Raw genomic sequence first — 18,329 nt, 5'->3', positions numbered from 1 at the left:
GAGTTTCCGCGGGGTGGCGCGGAAACGTCTCAGGCGGCGCGGACGTCCTGAAGGAAGCGCGCGACTTCGGACTTCAGCGTCTCGGACTGGCGCGCGAGATCGTCGGAGGCCGTGCGGACATTTTCGGCAGCCTGGCCCGTCTGCGTTGCGGCTGTCTGCACCGAGCCGATATTGTCCGTCACCGCATCCGTGCCGACGGCGGCTTCCTGCGCGCTGCGGCTGATTTCGCCGGTCGCCGCGCTCTGCTGCTCGAGGGCTGCCGCCATGCTCGCGGTCGCCGCGTCGATCTCGCCGATCTGGGAGATGACCGCATGGGTCGCCTTGAAGGCGCGATCGGAGGACGCCTTGACGGCCGAAACGGTGTCGATGATCGACTGCGTCATCTGCTTCGTCTGGGTAGCGAGCTGCTTGACCTCGGCCGCGACCACGGCAAAGCCCTTGCCGGCCTCGCCCGCTCGTGCCGCCTCGATGGTTGCATTGAGCGCGAGCAGGTTGGTCTGGTCCGCGACGGCGTTGATCGCGTCGATGATCTCGCCGACCTGGTTGATGGCGCGCATCAGATCGTCGAGCTCGTGCTCGGCATCGGACGCGCCGGTGGACGTCGTGTTGCACTTGGCGCTCGCATCGCTCACCTGCTGCGTCACTTCGCGGATGGCGCTGGAGAGTTCCTCGGCCGCGGCGGCGACGGTCTGGACGTTGCCATTGGCCTGCGTGGCGCTGGCGGCGACGGCCGCGCTCTGGTTCGACGTTTCCTCGACGGCGGACGCAAGCTGAACGGCGGTCGCCTGAAGCTCGGTCGCCGCGCTCGACACCGCGTTGACGACGCCGCTGGCGCGCGAATCGAAATCGGCGGTCAGCCTGACGAGCCTTTCGAGCTTTTCCGCCTCGAGGCGCGCCTTCTCCTGGGCTTCGGCTTCCATCTCGCGATTGCGGATGAGGTTCGACTTGAAAGTCTCCATTGTCGTGGCGATGTCGCCGATCTCGTCGCCGCGGCCGACGCCCGGAATGACCGTCTCGATCCGTCCATCGGCAAGCTGCTGGAGCGCCGTGACCGATTGGGCGATGGGAGCTGCAATGGTGAAGCGCGCGATCAGATAGCCGATGAGCGCGCCACCGACGATGCCCATCGAGGCGACGATCAGCATCAGCCGCTGCGCTGCATGCGCCGTGCTGGAGGCTTCCGCCTCCGTCTTCGTCGCCGCGTCGTCGGTATGGGTGCCGAAAGCGAGAAGAACCTCCTCGAGCGCGTCAACGCGCTGGCGGTCTTCCCGAACGGCCCCGAGAATCTGGTTGCGGTACTCGTCATTGTCGATGTTGCCGCTGAGCCTGTCCGCCAGCGTGAGCGTCGCGTCGATTCCGGCCGAATAGTGGTCATAAGCTGACCGGATTCGGCTGAGCAGGCTCTTCTGCGTCTCGTCGGCCGTATCCTCGAGCTGGCGGGTGCGTTCGGCGAACTGCGTGCGCGCTTCGGAAATCTTGCTCCGCGCGTCTTCGACGTTCGCGGCCGACGGGTTGGCCGCCACATGATAGACGGAACGGCTCATGGCGATGACGTTTTGTCGCGCCCGGGCGCCGAGGAGCATTTCCGTTCCCCCGAGCCTCACATCCGAAATTCCATCCGACACGCGGTCGAGCCCGGTATAGCCGGTGACTGCAACAGTGGCGACCACGGCCGTCATCACACCGATGAGCAGCAGCAGTTTCGTCACGATACGAAAGTTCGACAAATCCAAAGCCATCACACTAATCCCGTCCCCGGCTGAAATGATCAGGCCACTGCTGATCCTGCCGTCCATCATAAAACCGGGGTTTTCTAACAAAGGGTTTACGCCGAAATAAAAGCGATGTCTTTTTTCTTAAATTATGAAAAATAAGCTTGGGCGATACAGTAAAACTGACGTTTTTGTCTGTATACCTAAGAAAAAAGGCTATGTACTTTAAAACCCCAAGAGACAAGTCATCTGTTGCGTAGTGGAGAGGCCGCTTGGACGGGAGCGTGCCGTCGTGGTGCTGGAATGAGAGCGTCGCGCGTGAGAAGCTTGAAGCCATTGTCTGGATGCGAGGGGCCGTCTGCCCGCATTGCGGCGAGGGGAAGCGGCTCTATGCGCTGAAGGGCGCGAGCCATCGGCCGGGCCTCTACAAATGCGGCCGGTGCCGCCGACAGTTCACGGCGACGGTCGGAACCGTCTTCCACGGCTCGCATGTGCCGCTCGACAAATGGTTCCTGGCCATCCACCTGCTTTATGTGAAGAAGCCGCCGGCCTCGATCAGGGAGATCGAGAAGTGGCTCGGCATTTCCTACAAGACGGCCTGGGCTCTCGCCCAGCGGCTGAAGGGGGCGGATCTCGACCGCGCCCGCGACTTCGACGACATGCTTCGCCGCCTGTGCCGGGGGGCGGGCCGCGCTGCACAGGGCGACCGGGGTGCCGATACCTAGATCAACGCGCCCGGAGCTGTCACGGATGCAGGATTTGCAGGTACCCGATCGTGCCTTGCTTGTGCGAGGCAGCAGCCGCGCGCGGGGTTTCAGAAGCGCGGTGTCACTGGTTGATGGACGAGTGGAGGGAATATCCGGAGAGATCGAGCTTCTGTTCGATCATGCTCCTCTTGCCGATAGCGGAGCGGCTCATCTCATCCACCTGAACGACCTCGACGTCGCATGCGTCGAGCATCTTCGCCCTTACAGCGCCGGCGAAACGACTTTTGAATTCGGACGTCAGCGGGACCTGAGCGGTCACGCGGATCGTCACCTTGCCGGGCTCACTTTGCGCATATTGCATTTCTTCCACATCATCGAGACCTTCGAAGTGAGCGGCCCCCAGCGTGCATACCGAGACGAGACGGTGATCTCGCGTCACGACGAATTCCTGGAGACGGCCTTCGATCCGGTCGAGAACCGGAAAACCCGGCAGTGCGGGGTGAGCTGGTCGGGCGCTATAGGCGCCGGAGTCGCCCGTGCGATAGCGGATGAGAGGCATGACCGCATTGTCGAAGCCCGTTCCGACAATCTCCCCGATCCTTCCCGGTTCACTGATGTGCTGCCCCTGATCGTCCACCAGCTCCAGATGTCCATATAGCGGCCAGAAGAACTGCCGGTCGTCGTCCGGCATGGAGCTGGAAAGGAGCACGCGTTCCGAAAGCCCGTAGTGAGACAGGACGGGGCAATCGAATACGCGACGGAACAGTCTCAACTGAAACTCGTAGACGGTCTCCGAGCTCAGGAAAATTGCCTTTACGCGTCCGGTGATTTCCGGCTCCGGGTGCTGTTCAAGCCAGCGGGCTATGGGATAGAGAGAAGAAGGAAAGCTCTTGATGAGGCTCGGCTTGTATCTGCGAAGCTCGTCAATGTAACGAGGCATATATTCGGGCTTGAGGTGATCCGAGCTCATCAGAAGAAACCGCCGCGTCGGATCGTAGGCGCTCCAGGCGCTCTCCTTCGCGATCCCGGGGATGTTCCGCCCACGGAGATAAAGCGCCACTTCCCGGGATGAATGAGGGACGCGCTGCTCATAGGCCTCAAAATAGGCGGCTTCCCTGGGGCGGCCGACATGCTTCTCGATATAGAACTTCATCGGCGTGGCGAGCGAGCCGCCCGTGTGAACCTCTATTCTCCGGCTCGCGGGCGCCCCCGCGGAAATGAAGTCATTGATGTTCCGGCGGATGTCAGCCTTGTCGACGAGCGGAAGTTCCTTCAACACGCCGAAGGGGTCGTCCGGTACGTGCTTTAGAAGATGACGGAAGCCTTGATAGGCAGGGACCGATCCGAGGGCGATCGTCAGCGTATCGATCAATTTCGTTTTCTTCAGGCTCTCTATACGCTGAGGCTCGGTGATTCGCGCTTCTTCCAGATATCGGCCGAATTTTGATCCATATCGAATGTTCATTGGCAGCAGACCATAAAAGCCGCCAGTCAGCGTTTTGACCCATTGAGGAGAGTTCACGTAGGTTTGCAAAAGGGGATAGAGGAAGTCCTCGGCGCTACGCATCGTGAGAGGTGTGTCCGCTATCCGAAATGAGAGCAAGAAACCATAGGCCCGGAGCGATCTCTTTCTGGGGATCGAAGGTCGCTGCTTATATCACGAATGGCTTTCAGCGCACATGATAAGCGCCACTATGATCCGGCTTGCGGCTCGCCCGACAGCGCGAAACAAATACTGGATGTGAAGCGAATGTTTAGTGCATGCTCCTTGCCTCGTGGGTTAGAAACGCCTATCGACGGACTTCGCCGGATGCAATGAAAAGGGGGTGCGCTGATGAGCGCGCTCATTCATTCGGTGAGGAGGCGATAGATGTTTGCGCGCAGGCCTGAAGGGAGCGGCGGGAGAAAGGCTGGCTTGATGCCCAGGCTTGGCGTAACTGGAGAATGGCGGGGGCATGAAAATCATCGCTCAGAAATATCGCGACGGGAGCCTGACGCTGCTCGATGTGCCGGTTCCGGCCACGAAGGCGGGTGGTGTGCTTGTGCGCAGTTCATATTCGGCGATCTCCGCCGGCACTGAGCTGATGAAGGTCGCGGAGAGCAAGCTGTCGCTTCTCGGCAAGGCGAAGGCGCGGCCGGATCAGGTGCGCAAGGTGCTGCAGACGCTTTCGCAGCAGGGGCCGCTCGCCACCTATCAGAAGATCGCCAACAGGCTCGATTCCTATACGCCGCTCGGCTATTCGCTCGCGGGCGTCATCGCGGATGTGGGGGCCGAGGTCGATGGCTTCCGCGCAGGCCAGCGTGTCGCCTGTGGCGGCAATCAGTTCGCGCTCCATGCCGAGTTCAACTGGGTTCCCGTCAATCTTTGCGTCGCCATTCCCGACAATGTGTCTGACGAGCAGGCGGCATTCGCCACTGTTGGCGCCATCGCCATGCAGGGTTTCCGGCAGGCGGAGATCGGCCTCGGCGAAACGGCGGTGGTGATCGGCCTCGGTTTGCTCGGGCAGATACTCGTCCGCATTCTGCGCGCGGCGGGCGTTCATGCCTTCGGTATCGATATTGATGCCGAACGCTGCCGCCTGGCGATGGAAGGCGGCGCTGCCGCCTGCGCGACGAAGGGCGGGGCAGAGTTCGAGGGGTTCGTCGAGGCGCTGCGCCGCGCGACTTCCGGCGCGGGCGCGGATTGCATATTCATCACGGCGGGCGGCGACAGCAACGAGCCGGTGGAACTCGCGGGCGAACTTTCGCGCGACCGGGGCCGCATCGTGGATGTAGGCAAGTGCCGCGCCGATCTGCCGTGGGCGGAATATTCGCAGAAGGAACTCGAATTCCGCTTCTCGCGTTCCTATGGCCCCGGCCGTTACGATCCGATCTATGAGGAGCAGGGCATCGATTATCCGATCGGCTATGTGCGCTGGACCGAAAAGCGGAACATGGCATCGTTTCTCGATCTGATCGCGCAAGGGCGGCTTGATCTTTCGCCTCTGATTTCGAGCATTCATCCTTTCGATGAGGCTGTCGCTGTCTATGAGGACATGAATGCCGGGCGATCGAGGGGCATAGGCGTTCTCTTTCGCTATCCGGACGCAGCGCCGAAGACCCGCATGCTGGAGCTTAGGAAGGCGCCGGCAAGAGCGGGAAAGCCGCGGCTTCGCCTCGGCGTGATCGGCTGCGGCAATTATGCGAGCAGCATGCTCCTGCCGCATCTGAAGGGTCGCGCCGATGTCGAGCTTGCCGAGGTCGTGACGACGACGCCGCTTTCGGGCGCCAATGCGGCGGCGAAATTCGGCTTTGCCAGCATGTCGACCGATCCGGCGCGCGTGTTCGACGATGCGGACATCGATGCCGTGATGGTGCTGACGCCGCACGGCTCTCATGCGGATCTCGTCGCAAGGGCGCTTCGCGCAGGGAAAGCGGTCTTCGTGGAAAAGCCTCTGGCGATCACGGCAGAGGGGTTGCAGAAGGTCGTGCAGGCGGCGGAGGAAAGCAGCAACACGCGCCTCATGGTCGGATTCAACCGGCGCTTCTCGCCCTTGTTGCGCAAGATGAGGGCGGCCTTTGGCGGCTTCGACGACGCGCAGTTCCTGCACTACCGGATCAATGCGGGTGCGCTCGATCCGGCGAGCTGGCACGCCGATCGTGCGCGGCAGGGCGGGCGTTTCGTCGGCGAGGGATGTCATTTCGTCGATACGGCATCCTGGTGGTTCGGCGCGCGACCCGTCTCCGCCTCGGCGGTCAGCGTGGGTGTCGATGCGGACAATGTCGCCGCGACGATCACCTACGATAACGGCGCGTCGGCGGTCATTTCCTATATGACCGGCGGCGATCCGCGCTATCCGAAGGAGCTGATCGAGGTCGCGGGTCATGGCATGACGGCGAAGCTCGACAACTTCCAGACCGGCGAAGTCTGGCGGCGCGGCAAGCGCAAGGTCTTCCGTGCGATGGCGGCGGACAAGGGGCAGAAGGATCAGATGCTCGCTTTCGTGGCCGCCTTGCGCGACGGAACCGACATGCCGGTGCCGTTCACGTCACTCGTCGAAACGACGGCGGTTACTCTCGCCGCCGAGCGAAGCATCGCTCTCGGCCGTCCGTTCTCCGTCGCGGATATAATATGCGGCGAGCGGCACGACGTGTCATGAAGCTGCTTTCGAACTCCGTCCAGAGGCGCCATGGATTTCCGCTGGTATCTTAAGCGGGCGCGCGCCATGTCCGCGCAGGAGATCGTCCTGCGCTTTCGCGACGCGGGACTCGAATACCGATGGCGGCGCCGGTTCTTCAGGCGCCAGGCGGCGCCCGAAGCGCGCATCCTTGCCGACCCGCCATCGTTTCGATCCGGCCTGCCTTACGGGCTGGCAGAGGCGGTGGACGCACCTGTCCGCGCTCGCGTGATCGCAAGCGCCGATCGGCTTCTGGCGGGCCAATGGCCGCAATTCTCCATCGAACGAAAAGATCTCGGCACTTCGGTCGACTGGCATCTCGACGCCAGACATGGGGCGCGCGCCCACGCCGACAGCTATTCCTTCGCGCGGCGCGGCGCTGGCACATTCGACATCAAATATGTGTGGGAGCTTTCGCGCCATCATCACACAACGGTCTGCGCGGCGGCTTACTGGCTCACGGGCGATGAGAAATATGCGGTCTTCGCCGCAGATCAGATCGCATCCTGGTGCCGCGCGAATCCCTTTCTTCATGGCGTGCACTGGCAGAGCGGCATCGAGATCGGGGTGCGGCTCATCTCGTTCGTGTGGGCGCGGCGGCTCCTGTCGGGCTGGAGCGGCGCGGCGGCGGCATTCGAGGGGAATCCGCTCTTCCTGCAGCGTCTTCATGAACATCAATGGCTGCTGTCGCGCCGCTTCAGCCATGGTTCCTCGGCCAACAACCATCTCATCCTTGAAGCGGCGGGGCTTTTCGTCGCGGCCTGCGCGATGCCCTGGTTCGAGGAAACGAAAAGCTGGCGAGAGAAGGCCACACACATACTCGAGCGCGAGGTGCCAAGGCAGACATTTGCGAGCGGGCTGAACCGCGAACTTGCCTCCGAATATCATGGGTTTGTGCTGGAGGCGGCGCTTGCGGCGGCGCTCGAGGGCGATCTTGCCGGCAGGCCCCTGGCGGAGAATGTGTGGTCCGCGATCCGCCGCATGTGCGAGGCATTGGCCGCGCTTGCCGATTGCGCGGGTCAGCCGCCGCGCCAGGGCGATGGCGACGACGCACACGCATTGCTGCTCGATGCGCCGGATTACGACCGCTGGGCCGATCTGCTGGCGACGGGGGCCGCGCTCAGTGGCGAGGCTTGCTGGTGGCCGCGCGGCGGGCCTGCGCCCTTGCGCTCGACGATCCAGCAATCGCTGATCCGCGCCTCGGGCCGCGCGATGGAGGGCGACCGGCAGAGGCCGCGAATGGCGCTCGCGCGCGATGCGGGACTTGTGATCTTGCGCGGCGCGACGCCGGCCGGGCAGGAAATCTACTGCGCGTTCGATGCGGGGCCGCTCGGCTATCTCTCGATCGCCGCGCATGGTCATGCCGATGCGCTTTCATTCGAGCTGCGCGTGGGAAGCCAGCCCGTGCTTGTCGATCCGGGGACGTATAATTATCATGCCGCATCAGAGTGGCGCGGCTATTTCCGTTCGACGGCGGCGCATAACACGCTCGAGCTTGCTGGATGCGACCAGTCGGTTTCCGGCGGCGCCTTCCTTTGGACGGATCACGCCGGGGCGAGGCTTCTCGATGCGTCCGGGCTCGACGAGCCATCGCGCAAGGCGATGGCATTGGGAGAACATGAGGGGTATTTGCGGATACCGGCGCGCGCGCTTCACCGCCGCCGTATCACATTCGACAGAAGTGCATCGTCCTTCGTCATCGAGGATGAAATCGAAGCGCGCCATCCGGTCGCCTGCCGCATGATGTTCCATATGCATCCCGATATCGTCTGTGTACTGAATGGAGCGCGCGCCGAACTGCGCTGGAACACGCAGGCCGGCGCCGGTCGGGCGGTCATCGACCTTCCGCCGGATCTCGACTGGGCGCTGGTGCGAGGGGAGGAGAGTCCGCCTCTCGGCTGGTATTCGCCATCCTATGATCGTCTGATGCCCACTGGCGTTCTCGTCGGCAGCGGCCGGTCCGGAGCGGATGCAAAACTCTCGGCATCCATCCATATTTCTGATTGAACGAGAGACGGAATAGCGCGATCCCTTTGTCGGGACGTTCCGTGCATCCTTCAGGGTGGCGGGCTTGAAATCTGGGGGAGGAATGTTCAAGGCACGCAAGCCTGGGAAAGTTCGGTTGCTCATCGTGTTCGGTACCCGACCCGAGGCCCTCAAATGCTTCCCCGTCGCACGGCAGGCACTCGCCGACGACCGCATAGAGACGAAAATCTGCCTCACGGCGCAGCATCGGGACATGCTCGATCAGGTGATCGAACTCACGGGCCTGCCCGTTCACTACGATCTCGACATCATGATGCCCGGTCAGACGCTTTTCGATACGACATCGCGCGTCCTCACCGGCATGGCCGGAGTGCTCGATGAGGCGCGTCCGGACTTCGTGCTCGTTCAGGGCGACACCACCACGGCCATGACGGCGGCGCTTGCGGCTTTCTACAAGCGCATTCCCGTGGCGCATATCGAGGCCGGCCTTCGCAGCGGCGACATCTATTCGCCGTGGCCGGAGGAGCTCAACCGGAAGATCGTCGGCGATCTCGCGGCGCTGCATTTCGCGCCCACGACGCAGGCGCGCGAAAATCTGCTGCGCGAGGGCAAGCCTGCCGACAGGATCTTCGTCACCGGCAACACCGTCATCGACACGCTCTTGCATTTCAGCGGGCGGCTGGAAGGCGATGCGGCGCTCGACGCCGAGTTCTCGGCGCGGTTTCCGTTTCTTCATGCGGGCAAGAAACTCATTCTGGTCACCGGCCACAGGCGCGAGAATTTCGACGGTGGCATGGAGAGGATTTGCGCGGCGCTTCAGACGCTGGCGGCGCGCGGCGACGTGCAGATCGTCTATCCCGTTCATCCCAATCCCAATGTGCGCGGGCCGGTGACGGCGGCGCTCGGGCAGGCGAGCGATATTCACCTCATCGACCCGCAGGATTATCTGCCCTTCGTCTATCTGCTGAAAAGATCAAGGCTCGTTCTCACCGATTCAGGCGGCGTGCAGGAAGAGGCGCCATCGCTCGGCAAGCCGGTGCTGGTGATGCGCGAGAATACCGAGCGGCCCGAGGGCGTCGAGGCGGGCACGGCGCTCCTTGTCGGAACGGACGTGGATAAGATCCTTTCCAATGCGACACGCCTTCTCGACGATGCGTCCGCCTATGAGCAAATGAGCAGGCGGTACAATCCTTACGGGGATGGCCGGGCCAGCGAAAGGATTGTCGAGGAGCTTGTGCGGCATGCGTGAGTGGAAGACGGTATCTGTCATCGGCATGGGCTATATCGGCCTTCCGACCTGCGCCATTCTGGCGAGCCGCGGCATATCGGTGATCGGCGTCGATGTGAATTCCCATGTCGTCGAGAGCGTCAATCGCGGCGAGGTGCATATCGTCGAACCCGATCTCGACGGACTGATCCAGAAAGTCGTCTCGAACGGCAAGCTGAGGGCGTCGCTCTCGCCCGAGCCCGCGGATGCCTTCATCATCGCCGTGCCGACGCCGATCACAGAGGATCAGAAACCCGACATCAGCCATGTGCTTTCCGCGGGGCGGAGCATCGCGCCATGCATCAAGAAGGGCGATCTCGTCGTTCTGGAATCGACCTCGCCCGTTGGCACGACGCGAAAGCTGTCCGCGCTTCTCGCGGAATTGCGCCCCGACCTCAGCTTCCCCCATGTCGAGGGCGAGGAGGCGGATGTTCTGGTCGCCTATAGTCCCGAGCGCGTGCTGCCGGGCAAGGTGCTCACCGAGCTCGTCAACAATGATCGCAGTGTCGGCGGCATTTCGCGGCGTTCCTCCGAGCGTGCGGCCTCGCTCTATGCGAGCTTCGTCGCCGGCAGTCTCGTCATCACCTCCGCGGAAGCCGCCGAACTCGTGAAACTGACGGAGAATGCCTTTCGCGATGTGAATATTGCCTTCGCGAACGAGCTTGCGGCCGTCTGCTCGCGTCTCGATCTCAATGTCTGGGAAGTGATCGAGCTTGCGAACCGGCATCCGCGCGTCTCGATCCTTCAGCCCGGACCGGGTGTCGGCGGGCACTGTATCGCGGTCGACCCTTATTTCATCGTCGATGCGGCGCCGGAAGAAACGCTGCTCATGCAGTCCGCGCGGCGGATCAACAATGACAGGCCGCGCGGCGTCGCCGCCGAGGTCATGAACGCGGCGACCGGCAAGGATGCGACCATCGCCTGTCTCGGTCTCGCCTTCAAACCGAATATCGACGATCTGCGCGAGAGCCCGGCCATCGAGGTCGTCAAGCTTCTCGCTGAGGCGAAAGTCGGACGCATCCTCGCCGCGGAGCCCAATGCCGACGAACTGCCTGAGGAGCTTTCGCGTCTGGGGGTTGAGTTCTGCGACGCGCTGACGGCGATCGACAGGGCCGATATCGTGGTGCTGCTCGTCGATCATCGGCAGTTCGAGCTGATCGATCCTGCCGCGCTGAAGGGCAAGGCGCTCATCGACACGCGCGGTCTGTGGACGTGGCGCAAGGCTCGCCGGGGCACCGCCGCATGACGGGAGACGAGGCATGAGCGGCGGCAAGGCCGCATGCTACTGGGCCGCGCATCCCGTGATCGCACCGCGGCGCGTCGAATTTCTCGATGCGCCCATGCATCTTCTCACCATGGACGAGACGCTCGCGCTGGCGCTCGAGGCGATGTCGGGCAAGGTGCCGCTCCACCACACGGTGGTCAATGTCGCCAAGCTGGTCACCATGCAGAGCGACGACGAGTTGCGGCAGGACGTCTCCGAGGCGGATCTCATCAACATCGACGGGGCGGGCGTGGTCTGGGGTGCGCGGATCCTTGGCATTCCCGTGCCGGAGCGCGTTGCGGGCGTCGACATCATGGAACGCCTTTTCGCGCTCTGCGCCGAGCGCGGGTTCCGTCCCTATCTTCTGGGCGCCGAGGCGCATGTGCTCGACGCGGTCCGCCAGCGGCTCGCGCGGGAGCTGCCGTCCTTGCGCGTCGCGGGCGCACAGGACGGCTATTTCAGGCCGGAGGAAGAGGCCTCGATCGTGGAAGCCATCAATGCGTCGGAAGCGGACTGTCTTTTTGTGGCGATGCCGACCCCCAGGAAGGAGCGCTTCCTCCGCCGTCACAGGGATGTGCTCCGCGCTTCCTTCATCATGGGCGTTGGCGGCAGCTTCGATGTCTATGGCGGCAAGGTGAGCCGAGCCCCGCGGCTCGTACAGAAAATGGGCCTCGAATGGCTTTTCCGGCTACTTCAGGAACCCCGGCGCCTGTGGCGGCGCTATTACGAGACGAACAGGCGCTATGCGGGCTTGCTCTGGTCGGCCTATCGGAAAAGGCGGGCAGGGGCGGCGCCTTGAGGGGACGGGCCGAGGCAGGGCTTCCCGCTGGCTGCAATTCTTTGTATGGGTGTGGGGCGGCCGAAACGGGCCGTAGCATCGCATGGAGCGGGAGGTATCGTCCGGATGAGCGAGAAAGTTGCCCTTATTACTGGCATCACGGGTCAGGACGGAGCTTATCTCGCCAAGCTTCTCCTCGATAAGGGCTATGTGGTCCACGGGATCAAGCGCCGTTCGTCTTCTTTCAACACGGCCCGTATCGACGATCTCTATCAGGACCCTCATGTCGAGAGCGCCCGACTCTTCCTTCATTATGGCGACCTGACGGATTCGACGAACCTCATCCGGATCATTCAGGAAACGCAGCCGGCCGAAATCTACAATCTTGCCGCGCAGTCGCATGTTCAGGTGAGCTTCGAGACGCCGGAATACACGGCGAATTCTGACGCCATCGGCACGCTGCGCCTGCTCGAGGCGATCCGCCTTCTGGGCCTTGCGAAGACGACGCGCTTCTATCAGGCGTCGACGTCGGAGCTTTACGGCAAGGTGCAGGAAACGCCCCAGAGCGAGCGGACGCCCTTTTATCCGCGCAGCCCTTACGCGGCGGCGAAGCTTTATGCCTATTGGATCACGGTGAACTACCGCGAAGCCTATGAGATGCACGCCTCGAACGGCATCCTCTTCAATCATGAAGGGCCGACGCGCGGCGAAACCTTCGTCACGCGCAAGATCACCCGCGCGGTCGCCGCGATCGAGCTCGGGCTTCAGGACACGCTCTATCTCGGCAATCTCGATGCCAGCCGCGACTGGGGCCATGCGCGCGATTACGTCGAGGGCATGTGGCTCATCCTGCAGCAGGAAAAGCCCGACGACTATGTGCTCGCGACCGGCGAGACGCATTCGGTGAGGGAATTCGTCGAGCTTGCCTTCGCGGAGGTCGGCCGGACGATCCGCTGGGAGGGCAAGGATGAGAACGAGATCGGCCTCGATGCCAAGACCGGCAAGGTGCTGGTGAAGGTCGATCCGCGCTATTTCCGCCCGACCGAGGTCGATCTCTTGCTAGGCGATCCGCGCAAGGCGCATCAGGTGCTCGGCTGGCGACACAAGACGACATTCCCGGAGCTTGTCGCCGAGATGGTGGCGTCCGATCTCAAGGTGGTTGCGCAGGAGGAGAGCCGGAAGGCGCGTTATGACTGAAGGGCCTGTCTACTCGCTCGAAGGCAAGAAGGTCTATGTCGCAGGCCATCGCGGGATGGTTGGCTCCGCCCTCATGCGCCGGCTTGCGAGCGAGGGCTGCGAGATCGTCACGGTGGGACGCGAGGCGGTCGATCTTCGCCGGCAGGAGCAGGTGGAAGCCTGGATGATGGACGAGCGCCCTCAGACCGTGTTCGTGCCGGCGGCGACCGTCGGCGGCATTCTTGCCAATGACACGCGCCCGGCCGAATTCCTCTACGACAATCTGATGATCGAGGCGAACATCATCCATTCCGCGTGGAGCGCAGGTGTCGAGAAGCTCCTCTTCCTCGGATCGTCCTGCATCTATCCGAAATTCGCGCCGCAGCCCCTGCAGGAGAGCGCGCTTCTGACCGGCCCGCTCGAGCCCACCAATGAATGGTACGCCATCGCCAAGATCGCGGGCGTCAAGCTCTGCCAGGCCTATCGCCGGCAATATGGCTGCGACTTCATCTCCGCCATGCCCACCAATCTTTATGGCGTTGGCGACAATTTCGATCTTCAGTCGTCGCATGTCATGCCGGCGCTGATGGCCAAGATGCACAGGGCGAAGCTCGACCGCGCCGCTTCCGTCACCATCTGGGGCACGGGAACGCCCCGGCGCGAATTCCTCCATGTCGACGATTGCGCCGATGCGCTCGTCTTCCTCATGAAGACCTATTCGAGTGAGGAGCACATTAATGTGGGCGTGGGCGAGGATATTTCGATCCGTGAACTGGCCGAACTCGTCCGCCGCATCGTCGGTTTCGAGGGCGAGATCGTGACCGACACCTCCAAGCCCGACGGCACGCCGCGCAAGCTGATGGATGTGTCGAGGCTCACTCGCCTTGGCTGGCGGGCCCGCACCGGACTTGAGGAGGGCATCGCCCAGGTTTATCGCTGGTACTGCGACAGGCAGCTTGCCGCTGACGCCTGATCGCGTCTGAAAAACCACGCCGCCATCTGTTTACAAGGATGTCAATTATGATCAAGATGGCGGACTTATGAGGCGCCCGGGCAAGGCGCATGTGTCAAATTCGGGAGGGCAGACGCCCTTGTCGCCTGTTCTTCCACTACGGGACTTTTCGCGGCCTCCGGTCGCGCTGATCACCGGCATCACCGGGCAGGATGGCGGCTATCTGGCCGAATGGCTGCTCTCGCGCGGCTATATCGTTCACGGAATGGCGCGGGACCTGTCGAGGCTGCCGCGCGAGCGGTTTTCGGGCTTTCCCGATGTGAACCGCCGGCTCGTGCTTCATGGCTGCGATCTCACCGTGGGCGATCAGGTCGATCGCCTGCTGCGGGAGACGATGCCGGACGAGATCTACAATCTCGCCGCCCAGACGCATATTCAGACGAGCTTCGATGATCCCGCCTATACGACCGACGTGAATGCGACGGGCGTGATGCGCATTCTCGATGCGGTGATCAGGATCGACCCCGACCGGCGCATGCGCTTCTATCAGGCGTCGAGTTCGGAAATGTTCGGCGATGCCCGCGGCAGCGTCCAGAATGAGGAAACGCTCTTTCATCCGCTCAACCCTTATGCCGTTTCCAAGCATGCGGCGTTCGAGGCGACGGTGAATTTCCGTGAAGCCTATGGGCTTCATGCCTCGAACGGCATTCTCTTCAATCATGAGAGCCCCTATCGTCCTGCGAGTTTCGTCACGCGCAAGATCGCGCGCGCGGTTGCCGCATGGCATGTGGGCAAGGGCGAATGTCTTTCGCTCGGCAATCTCGATACGAGGCGCGACTGGGGACATGCGGCCGACTATGTGCGCGGCATGTGGCTTATGCTCCAGCAGCCGCAACCCGGCGACTATGTGCTGGCGACCGGCGAAAACCATTCCGTGCGCGATTTCGTCGAATATGCCTTCCGCGAGATCGGCCGCGAGGTCATCTGGCGCGGCAGCGGTGTCGATGAAGAAGGCATCGACGCCCGGACCGGCGAAACGCTTGTCGCGATCGACCCCAAATTCTTCCGGCCGAAAGATGTGCGGGTCACGCTCGGCGATGCCTCCAAGGCCAGGCGCCTGCTCGGCTGGACGGCGCAGGTGAGTTTCGCCGAACTCGTTCGCGAAATGGTCGAGGCGGATATCGTTCGCTTCGAGACGGAATTGGCGAATCAGGGGATCGCTTCGGGCGAATGATTTGCGGTCGGTTTGCGATTACTTGAATTCGATCGCTTCAATTTCCATCAAATTGGCGTGAGTTTTTGCAGGATTTCTGCGGTATACGGGCTAATATGCTTGGTGGTGATTGTCGGCATTTAATCGATCATTGAAAAAGCTGTAACGAACAAGGACAGTGTCGTCAGTGATTGAGGCAACGCCGAGTGCTACCGAGGGTTGTTCGTATGTCCATGGGGGAGTTCACGCGCCGAAAGCAGCGTTCCGATAACGTCAGAAGTATCGACGCGCTTTCGCTGGAGGAAGGGGTCGTTCGCCCGCCTCCGGTTGATCTGGAAGCTCCCCAGTCGCGCGGCGGCCGCCGTTCGGAGCGGGTGGTGGGCGATATCGTCGCCGCCGCCGATCTCGTTCTGATCGCGCTCGCTTCCCTCCTCGCAAAATGGATCTATATCGACATCCGGCTTGGGGGACAGCCCGCAAACGAACCCTATCTTGCCGCAGGCGTTCTCGCCGCCGTGGTCGCGGTGGCCACTTTCAGGAGCCGGGAGCTCTATCGCCTCTCGACACTGAGGCGTCTCCGCGGGCAGACGCTGCGAATACTTGGCGGGCTCGGCGTTGCCGCCGTCATTCTGCTGACGGCAGGCTATCTCCTGAAGGTTTCCGCCGACTTCTCCCGCGGCTGGATGATCATCTGGTTCGTGCTCAATGTGACGCTGGTGGCGCTGAGCCATGGCGTTGCCGCGCATTTCATCGGGAGCAGGGCGCCGGACAGGTTTTTCCAGAGAAATATCGCGATCTACGGCAGCGGCGACATCGCATTCGGGCTCATCGAACATCTGCGCATGATGAATGAGCATCATCATGTGGTGGGTGTCTTCGACGATGCCGCGCAGGGGCCGGCCGCGCGCCTTGCCGTTTCGGGCGGCGTCGGCGAACTCATCGAGCATGGAAAATTGGCTCATATCGACGAGGTTATCATCGCGCTGCCGCTCGGCGAGGAGCAGCGCATATCCGACCTCCTCATGCAGCTTTCGGTGCTGCCTGTCGATATCAGGCTTTGTCCCGCGCTCGCCACGCTCCGCATGCGTTCGCTCGGGATCGTCAATTATGGCGGCGTCTCGGTGATCGAGCTCGCCCGCCGTCCGCTCGACGGCTGGGCGCCGATCATCAAGCTCGTCGAAGACCGGCTCCTGTCGGCGCTCGGACTGATTGCCGTCGCGCCGCTGATGCTGCTGATCGCGATCGCGATCAAGCTCGACAGCAAGGGCCCCGTTTTCTTCCGCCAGCGGCGGCATGGTTTCAACCACACCATCATCCGTGTGATGAAATTTCGCACCATGCATGTGACGGAGGACGGGCCGGAGATCAGGCAGGCGGTGAAGGGCGATCCGCGCGTGACGCGCGTCGGGCGCGTCCTCAGGAGCACGAGCCTCGATGAGCTGCCGCAGCTTTTCAACGTGCTCATGGGGGAAATGTCGCTTGTAGGGCCGAGGCCGCACGCGCTCGCGCATAATGAATATTACGAGGTCCTGCTCGAGCAGTATGCGAACCGCCACAAGATGAAGCCGGGCATTACCGGCTGGGCGCAGGTCAATGGCCATCGCGGCGAAACCGACACGCCGGAGAAGATGCGCAAGCGCGTCGAATACGATCTCTATTATATCGAGAACTGGTCGCTCTGGCTCGATATCAAGATTCTTCTGATGACGCCCTTTTTCGGCTTCACTGGCCGCAACGCCTATTGAGCGGGACTTGCCCGATCATTTCGCCATTTGCGACGCGGGCTGAACGACGTCCCGGCCGACGGAGTGATAGACGAAGCCAGCCTGCGCCATTTCCGCGAGCGAATAGATGTTCCGCAGGTCGATGACGAGCGGCGTCTTCAGAAGGCTCTTGATGCGCTCGAAATCGAGCACGCGGAATTCGTTCCATTCGGTGAGGATCAGCAGCGCATCGGCGCCGGGCATGGCGCTGTAGGCGTCCTTTTTCCAGTCGATATTGCTCAGATATTTGCGCGCGTCCTCCATCCCCTCCGGATCGTAAGCGCGGATTCCCGCGCCCGCCTTCTGCAGAAGGGGGATGATGTCGAGGCTCGGCGCGTCTCGCATATCGTCCGTGTTGGGCTTGAAGGTCACGCCCAGAACCGCCAGCGTCTTGCCTTCGAGATTTCCGCCGCAGGCATCGATGATCTTTTCGGCCATGCGGAGCTTGCGCTCGGTGTTGGCCGCCATGACCGCCTCGACGATCTGCGTCGGCCGGCCGACCTTCCGCGCCGTGCTGGTGAGGGCCAGCGTGTCCTTCGGGAAGCAGGAGCCGCCGAAACCCGCGCCGGCCTGGAGGAATTTCGGACCGATGCGGCTGTCGAGGCCGATCCCGCGCGAGACGTCCTGCACATCGGCGCCGACGCGCTCGCAAATATCCGCGATCTCGTTGATGAAGGTCACCTTGGTGGCGAGGAAGGCGTTGGCGGCATATTTGGTGAGTTCGGCGGTTGCCCGGCTCGTATAGACCATCGGCGTTTCATGCATGGTGAGCGGGCGATAGAGCGCCTGCAGCACGCGGCGCGGGCGCTCGGCATTGACGCCGATGACCACGCGGTCGGGCTTCATGAAATCCTCGATCGCGGAACCCTCGCGCAGGAATTCCGGGTTCGAGGCGACATCGAAATGGGCATCCGGGTTCTCGTCGCGGATGATCGCCTCGACCTCGTCGCCCGTGCCGACCGGGACGGTCGACTTGTCCACGATGACCGTGTAGCCGCTGAGGTGCCGGGCGATCTCGCGGGCGGCGGCGTGGACGGCGGAAAGATCGGCGCTGCCGTCCGATTCCTTCGTCGGCGTGCCGACGGCGATGAAGACCGCATCGCGTCCCGGCACCGCCTCGGCGAAAGACGTGGTGAAGCTCAGCCGCTCCGCCTCGACATTTCGCTGCACCATGTCTTCAAGGCCCGGCTCATAGATGGGAACCTCGCCCCGGCGCAGCCTTTCGACCTTTCCATCGTCCTTGTCGACGCAGACCACCTCATGTCCGAGATCGGCGAAGCACGCGCCAGTGACGAGGCCCACATAGCCCGTGCCGATCATTGCGACTTTCATCAGAAATCTCCGGGCAGCACCG

The 18,329-nt window shown here is 62.6% G+C and carries 13 protein-coding genes; 10 read left to right on the top strand and 3 right to left on the bottom strand.

All coding sequences use genetic code 11. The features are described from left to right. Positions 1-29: 29 nt before the first annotated feature. Positions 30-1,739, bottom strand: a complete 1,710-nt coding sequence (locus WBG82_RS02440; RefSeq protein ID WP_424420920.1) for a methyl-accepting chemotaxis protein — start codon at positions 1,737-1,739, stop codon at positions 30-32. Positions 1,740-1,984: 245 nt separating this feature from the next. Here WBG82_RS02440 and WBG82_RS02435 point away from each other — a divergent pair, with 245 nt between their 5' ends. After that, positions 1,985-2,437, top strand: a complete 453-nt coding sequence (locus tag WBG82_RS02435; RefSeq protein WP_424420918.1) for a transposase — start codon at positions 1,985-1,987, stop codon at positions 2,435-2,437. Positions 2,438-2,540: 103 nt separating this feature from the next. On the opposite strand, the gene WBG82_RS02430 is transcribed toward WBG82_RS02435, so the two are convergent. Beyond that, a complete protein-coding gene (locus WBG82_RS02430) occupies positions 2,541-3,986 on the bottom strand; it encodes a hypothetical protein (protein ID WP_424420916.1) in 1,446 nt (481 codons plus the stop codon). 388 nt (positions 3,987-4,374) lie between these two features. Between WBG82_RS02430 and WBG82_RS02425 the strand changes: the two genes are divergently transcribed. The 9 genes from WBG82_RS02425 to WBG82_RS02385 all read left to right on the top strand — a co-directional run bounded on the left by WBG82_RS02425 (position 4,375) and on the right by WBG82_RS02385 (position 16,957). Continuing rightward, complete coding sequence (locus tag WBG82_RS02425) at positions 4,375-6,558, top strand: bi-domain-containing oxidoreductase (RefSeq protein WP_424420914.1); 2,184 nt, start codon at positions 4,375-4,377, stop codon at positions 6,556-6,558. Positions 6,559-6,588: 30 nt separating this feature from the next. Beyond that, positions 6,589-8,583 (top strand): alginate lyase family protein, encoded by a 1,995-nt coding sequence (locus tag WBG82_RS02420; RefSeq protein WP_424420911.1) that lies wholly within the window; start codon positions 6,589-6,591, stop codon positions 8,581-8,583. Positions 8,584-8,665: 82 nt separating this feature from the next. After that, on the top strand, positions 8,666-9,811 hold the full coding sequence (gene wecB, locus WBG82_RS02415; RefSeq protein ID WP_424420909.1) for a non-hydrolyzing UDP-N-acetylglucosamine 2-epimerase: 1,146 nt from the start codon (positions 8,666-8,668) through the stop codon (positions 9,809-9,811). After that, positions 9,804-11,075 carry a UDP-N-acetyl-D-mannosamine dehydrogenase gene (gene wecC / locus WBG82_RS02410; protein WP_424420907.1) on the top strand — a complete coding sequence of 424 codons (1,272 nt, stop codon included), beginning with the start codon at positions 9,804-9,806 and terminating at the stop codon, positions 11,073-11,075. The genes wecB and wecC overlap by 8 nt, the downstream gene beginning before the upstream one ends. A gap of 13 nt (positions 11,076-11,088) precedes the next feature. Then, positions 11,089-11,892: a WecB/TagA/CpsF family glycosyltransferase gene (locus tag WBG82_RS02405; protein WP_424420905.1), complete on the top strand. Its 804-nt coding sequence runs from the start codon at positions 11,089-11,091 to the stop codon at positions 11,890-11,892. A 105-nt stretch (positions 11,893-11,997) separates the two neighbouring features. Beyond that, positions 11,998-13,068 carry a GDP-mannose 4,6-dehydratase gene (gene gmd, locus WBG82_RS02400; protein ID WP_424420903.1) on the top strand — a complete coding sequence of 357 codons (1,071 nt, stop codon included), beginning with the start codon at positions 11,998-12,000 and terminating at the stop codon, positions 13,066-13,068. Beyond that, positions 13,061-14,020 carry a GDP-L-fucose synthase gene (gene fcl, locus WBG82_RS02395; RefSeq protein WP_424420901.1) on the top strand — a complete coding sequence of 320 codons (960 nt, stop codon included), beginning with the start codon at positions 13,061-13,063 and terminating at the stop codon, positions 14,018-14,020. Before gmd (WBG82_RS02400) ends, fcl begins: the two co-directional genes overlap by 8 nt. A gap of 118 nt (positions 14,021-14,138) precedes the next feature. Further along, positions 14,139-15,233 (top strand): GDP-mannose 4,6-dehydratase, encoded by a 1,095-nt coding sequence (gene gmd / locus WBG82_RS02390; protein WP_424420899.1) that lies wholly within the window; start codon positions 14,139-14,141, stop codon positions 15,231-15,233. Between the two features lie 206 nt (positions 15,234-15,439). Further along, positions 15,440-16,957, top strand: coding sequence for an undecaprenyl-phosphate glucose phosphotransferase (locus WBG82_RS02385; protein ID WP_424420897.1), 1,518 nt, complete (start codon positions 15,440-15,442; stop codon positions 16,955-16,957). Between the two features lie 15 nt (positions 16,958-16,972). Here WBG82_RS02385 and WBG82_RS02380 read toward each other — a convergent pair whose 3' ends face one another. Beyond that, entirely contained in the window at positions 16,973-18,307 is a 1,335-nt protein-coding gene (locus tag WBG82_RS02380; RefSeq protein ID WP_424420894.1) for a UDP-glucose dehydrogenase family protein, read from the bottom strand. Between the last annotated feature and the right edge of the window lie 22 nt (positions 18,308-18,329).

It is taken from the genome of Parvibaculum sp., from assembly GCF_049671045.1.
Classification (GTDB): domain Bacteria; phylum Pseudomonadota; class Alphaproteobacteria; order Parvibaculales; family Parvibaculaceae; genus Parvibaculum.
This window is presented reverse-complemented; position numbering and strand designations above follow the sequence as displayed.

What these genes read in the sequence shown, in the direction of transcription:
- WBG82_RS02440 (WP_424420920.1), bottom strand. Translation starts at nt 1,739, where the DNA reads ATGGCTTTGGATTTGTCGAACTTTCGTATCGTGACGAAACTGCTGCTG.
- WBG82_RS02430 (WP_424420916.1), bottom strand. Translation starts at nt 3,986, where the DNA reads ATGCGTAGCGCCGAGGACTTCCTCTATCCCCTTTTGCAAACCTACGTG.
- WBG82_RS02425 (WP_424420914.1), top strand. Translation starts at nt 4,375, where the DNA reads ATGAAAATCATCGCTCAGAAATATCGCGACGGGAGCCTGACGCTGCTC.
- WBG82_RS02420 (WP_424420911.1), top strand. Translation starts at nt 6,589, where the DNA reads ATGGATTTCCGCTGGTATCTTAAGCGGGCGCGCGCCATGTCCGCGCAG.
- wecB (WP_424420909.1), top strand. Translation starts at nt 8,666, where the DNA reads ATGTTCAAGGCACGCAAGCCTGGGAAAGTTCGGTTGCTCATCGTGTTC.
- wecC (WP_424420907.1), top strand. Translation starts at nt 9,804, where the DNA reads ATGCGTGAGTGGAAGACGGTATCTGTCATCGGCATGGGCTATATCGGC.
- WBG82_RS02405 (WP_424420905.1), top strand. Translation starts at nt 11,089, where the DNA reads ATGAGCGGCGGCAAGGCCGCATGCTACTGGGCCGCGCATCCCGTGATC.
- gmd (WP_424420903.1), top strand. Translation starts at nt 11,998, where the DNA reads ATGAGCGAGAAAGTTGCCCTTATTACTGGCATCACGGGTCAGGACGGA.
- fcl (WP_424420901.1), top strand. Translation starts at nt 13,061, where the DNA reads ATGACTGAAGGGCCTGTCTACTCGCTCGAAGGCAAGAAGGTCTATGTC.
- WBG82_RS02385 (WP_424420897.1), top strand. Translation starts at nt 15,440, where the DNA reads ATGTCCATGGGGGAGTTCACGCGCCGAAAGCAGCGTTCCGATAACGTC.
- WBG82_RS02380 (WP_424420894.1), bottom strand. Translation starts at nt 18,307, where the DNA reads ATGAAAGTCGCAATGATCGGCACGGGCTATGTGGGCCTCGTCACTGGC.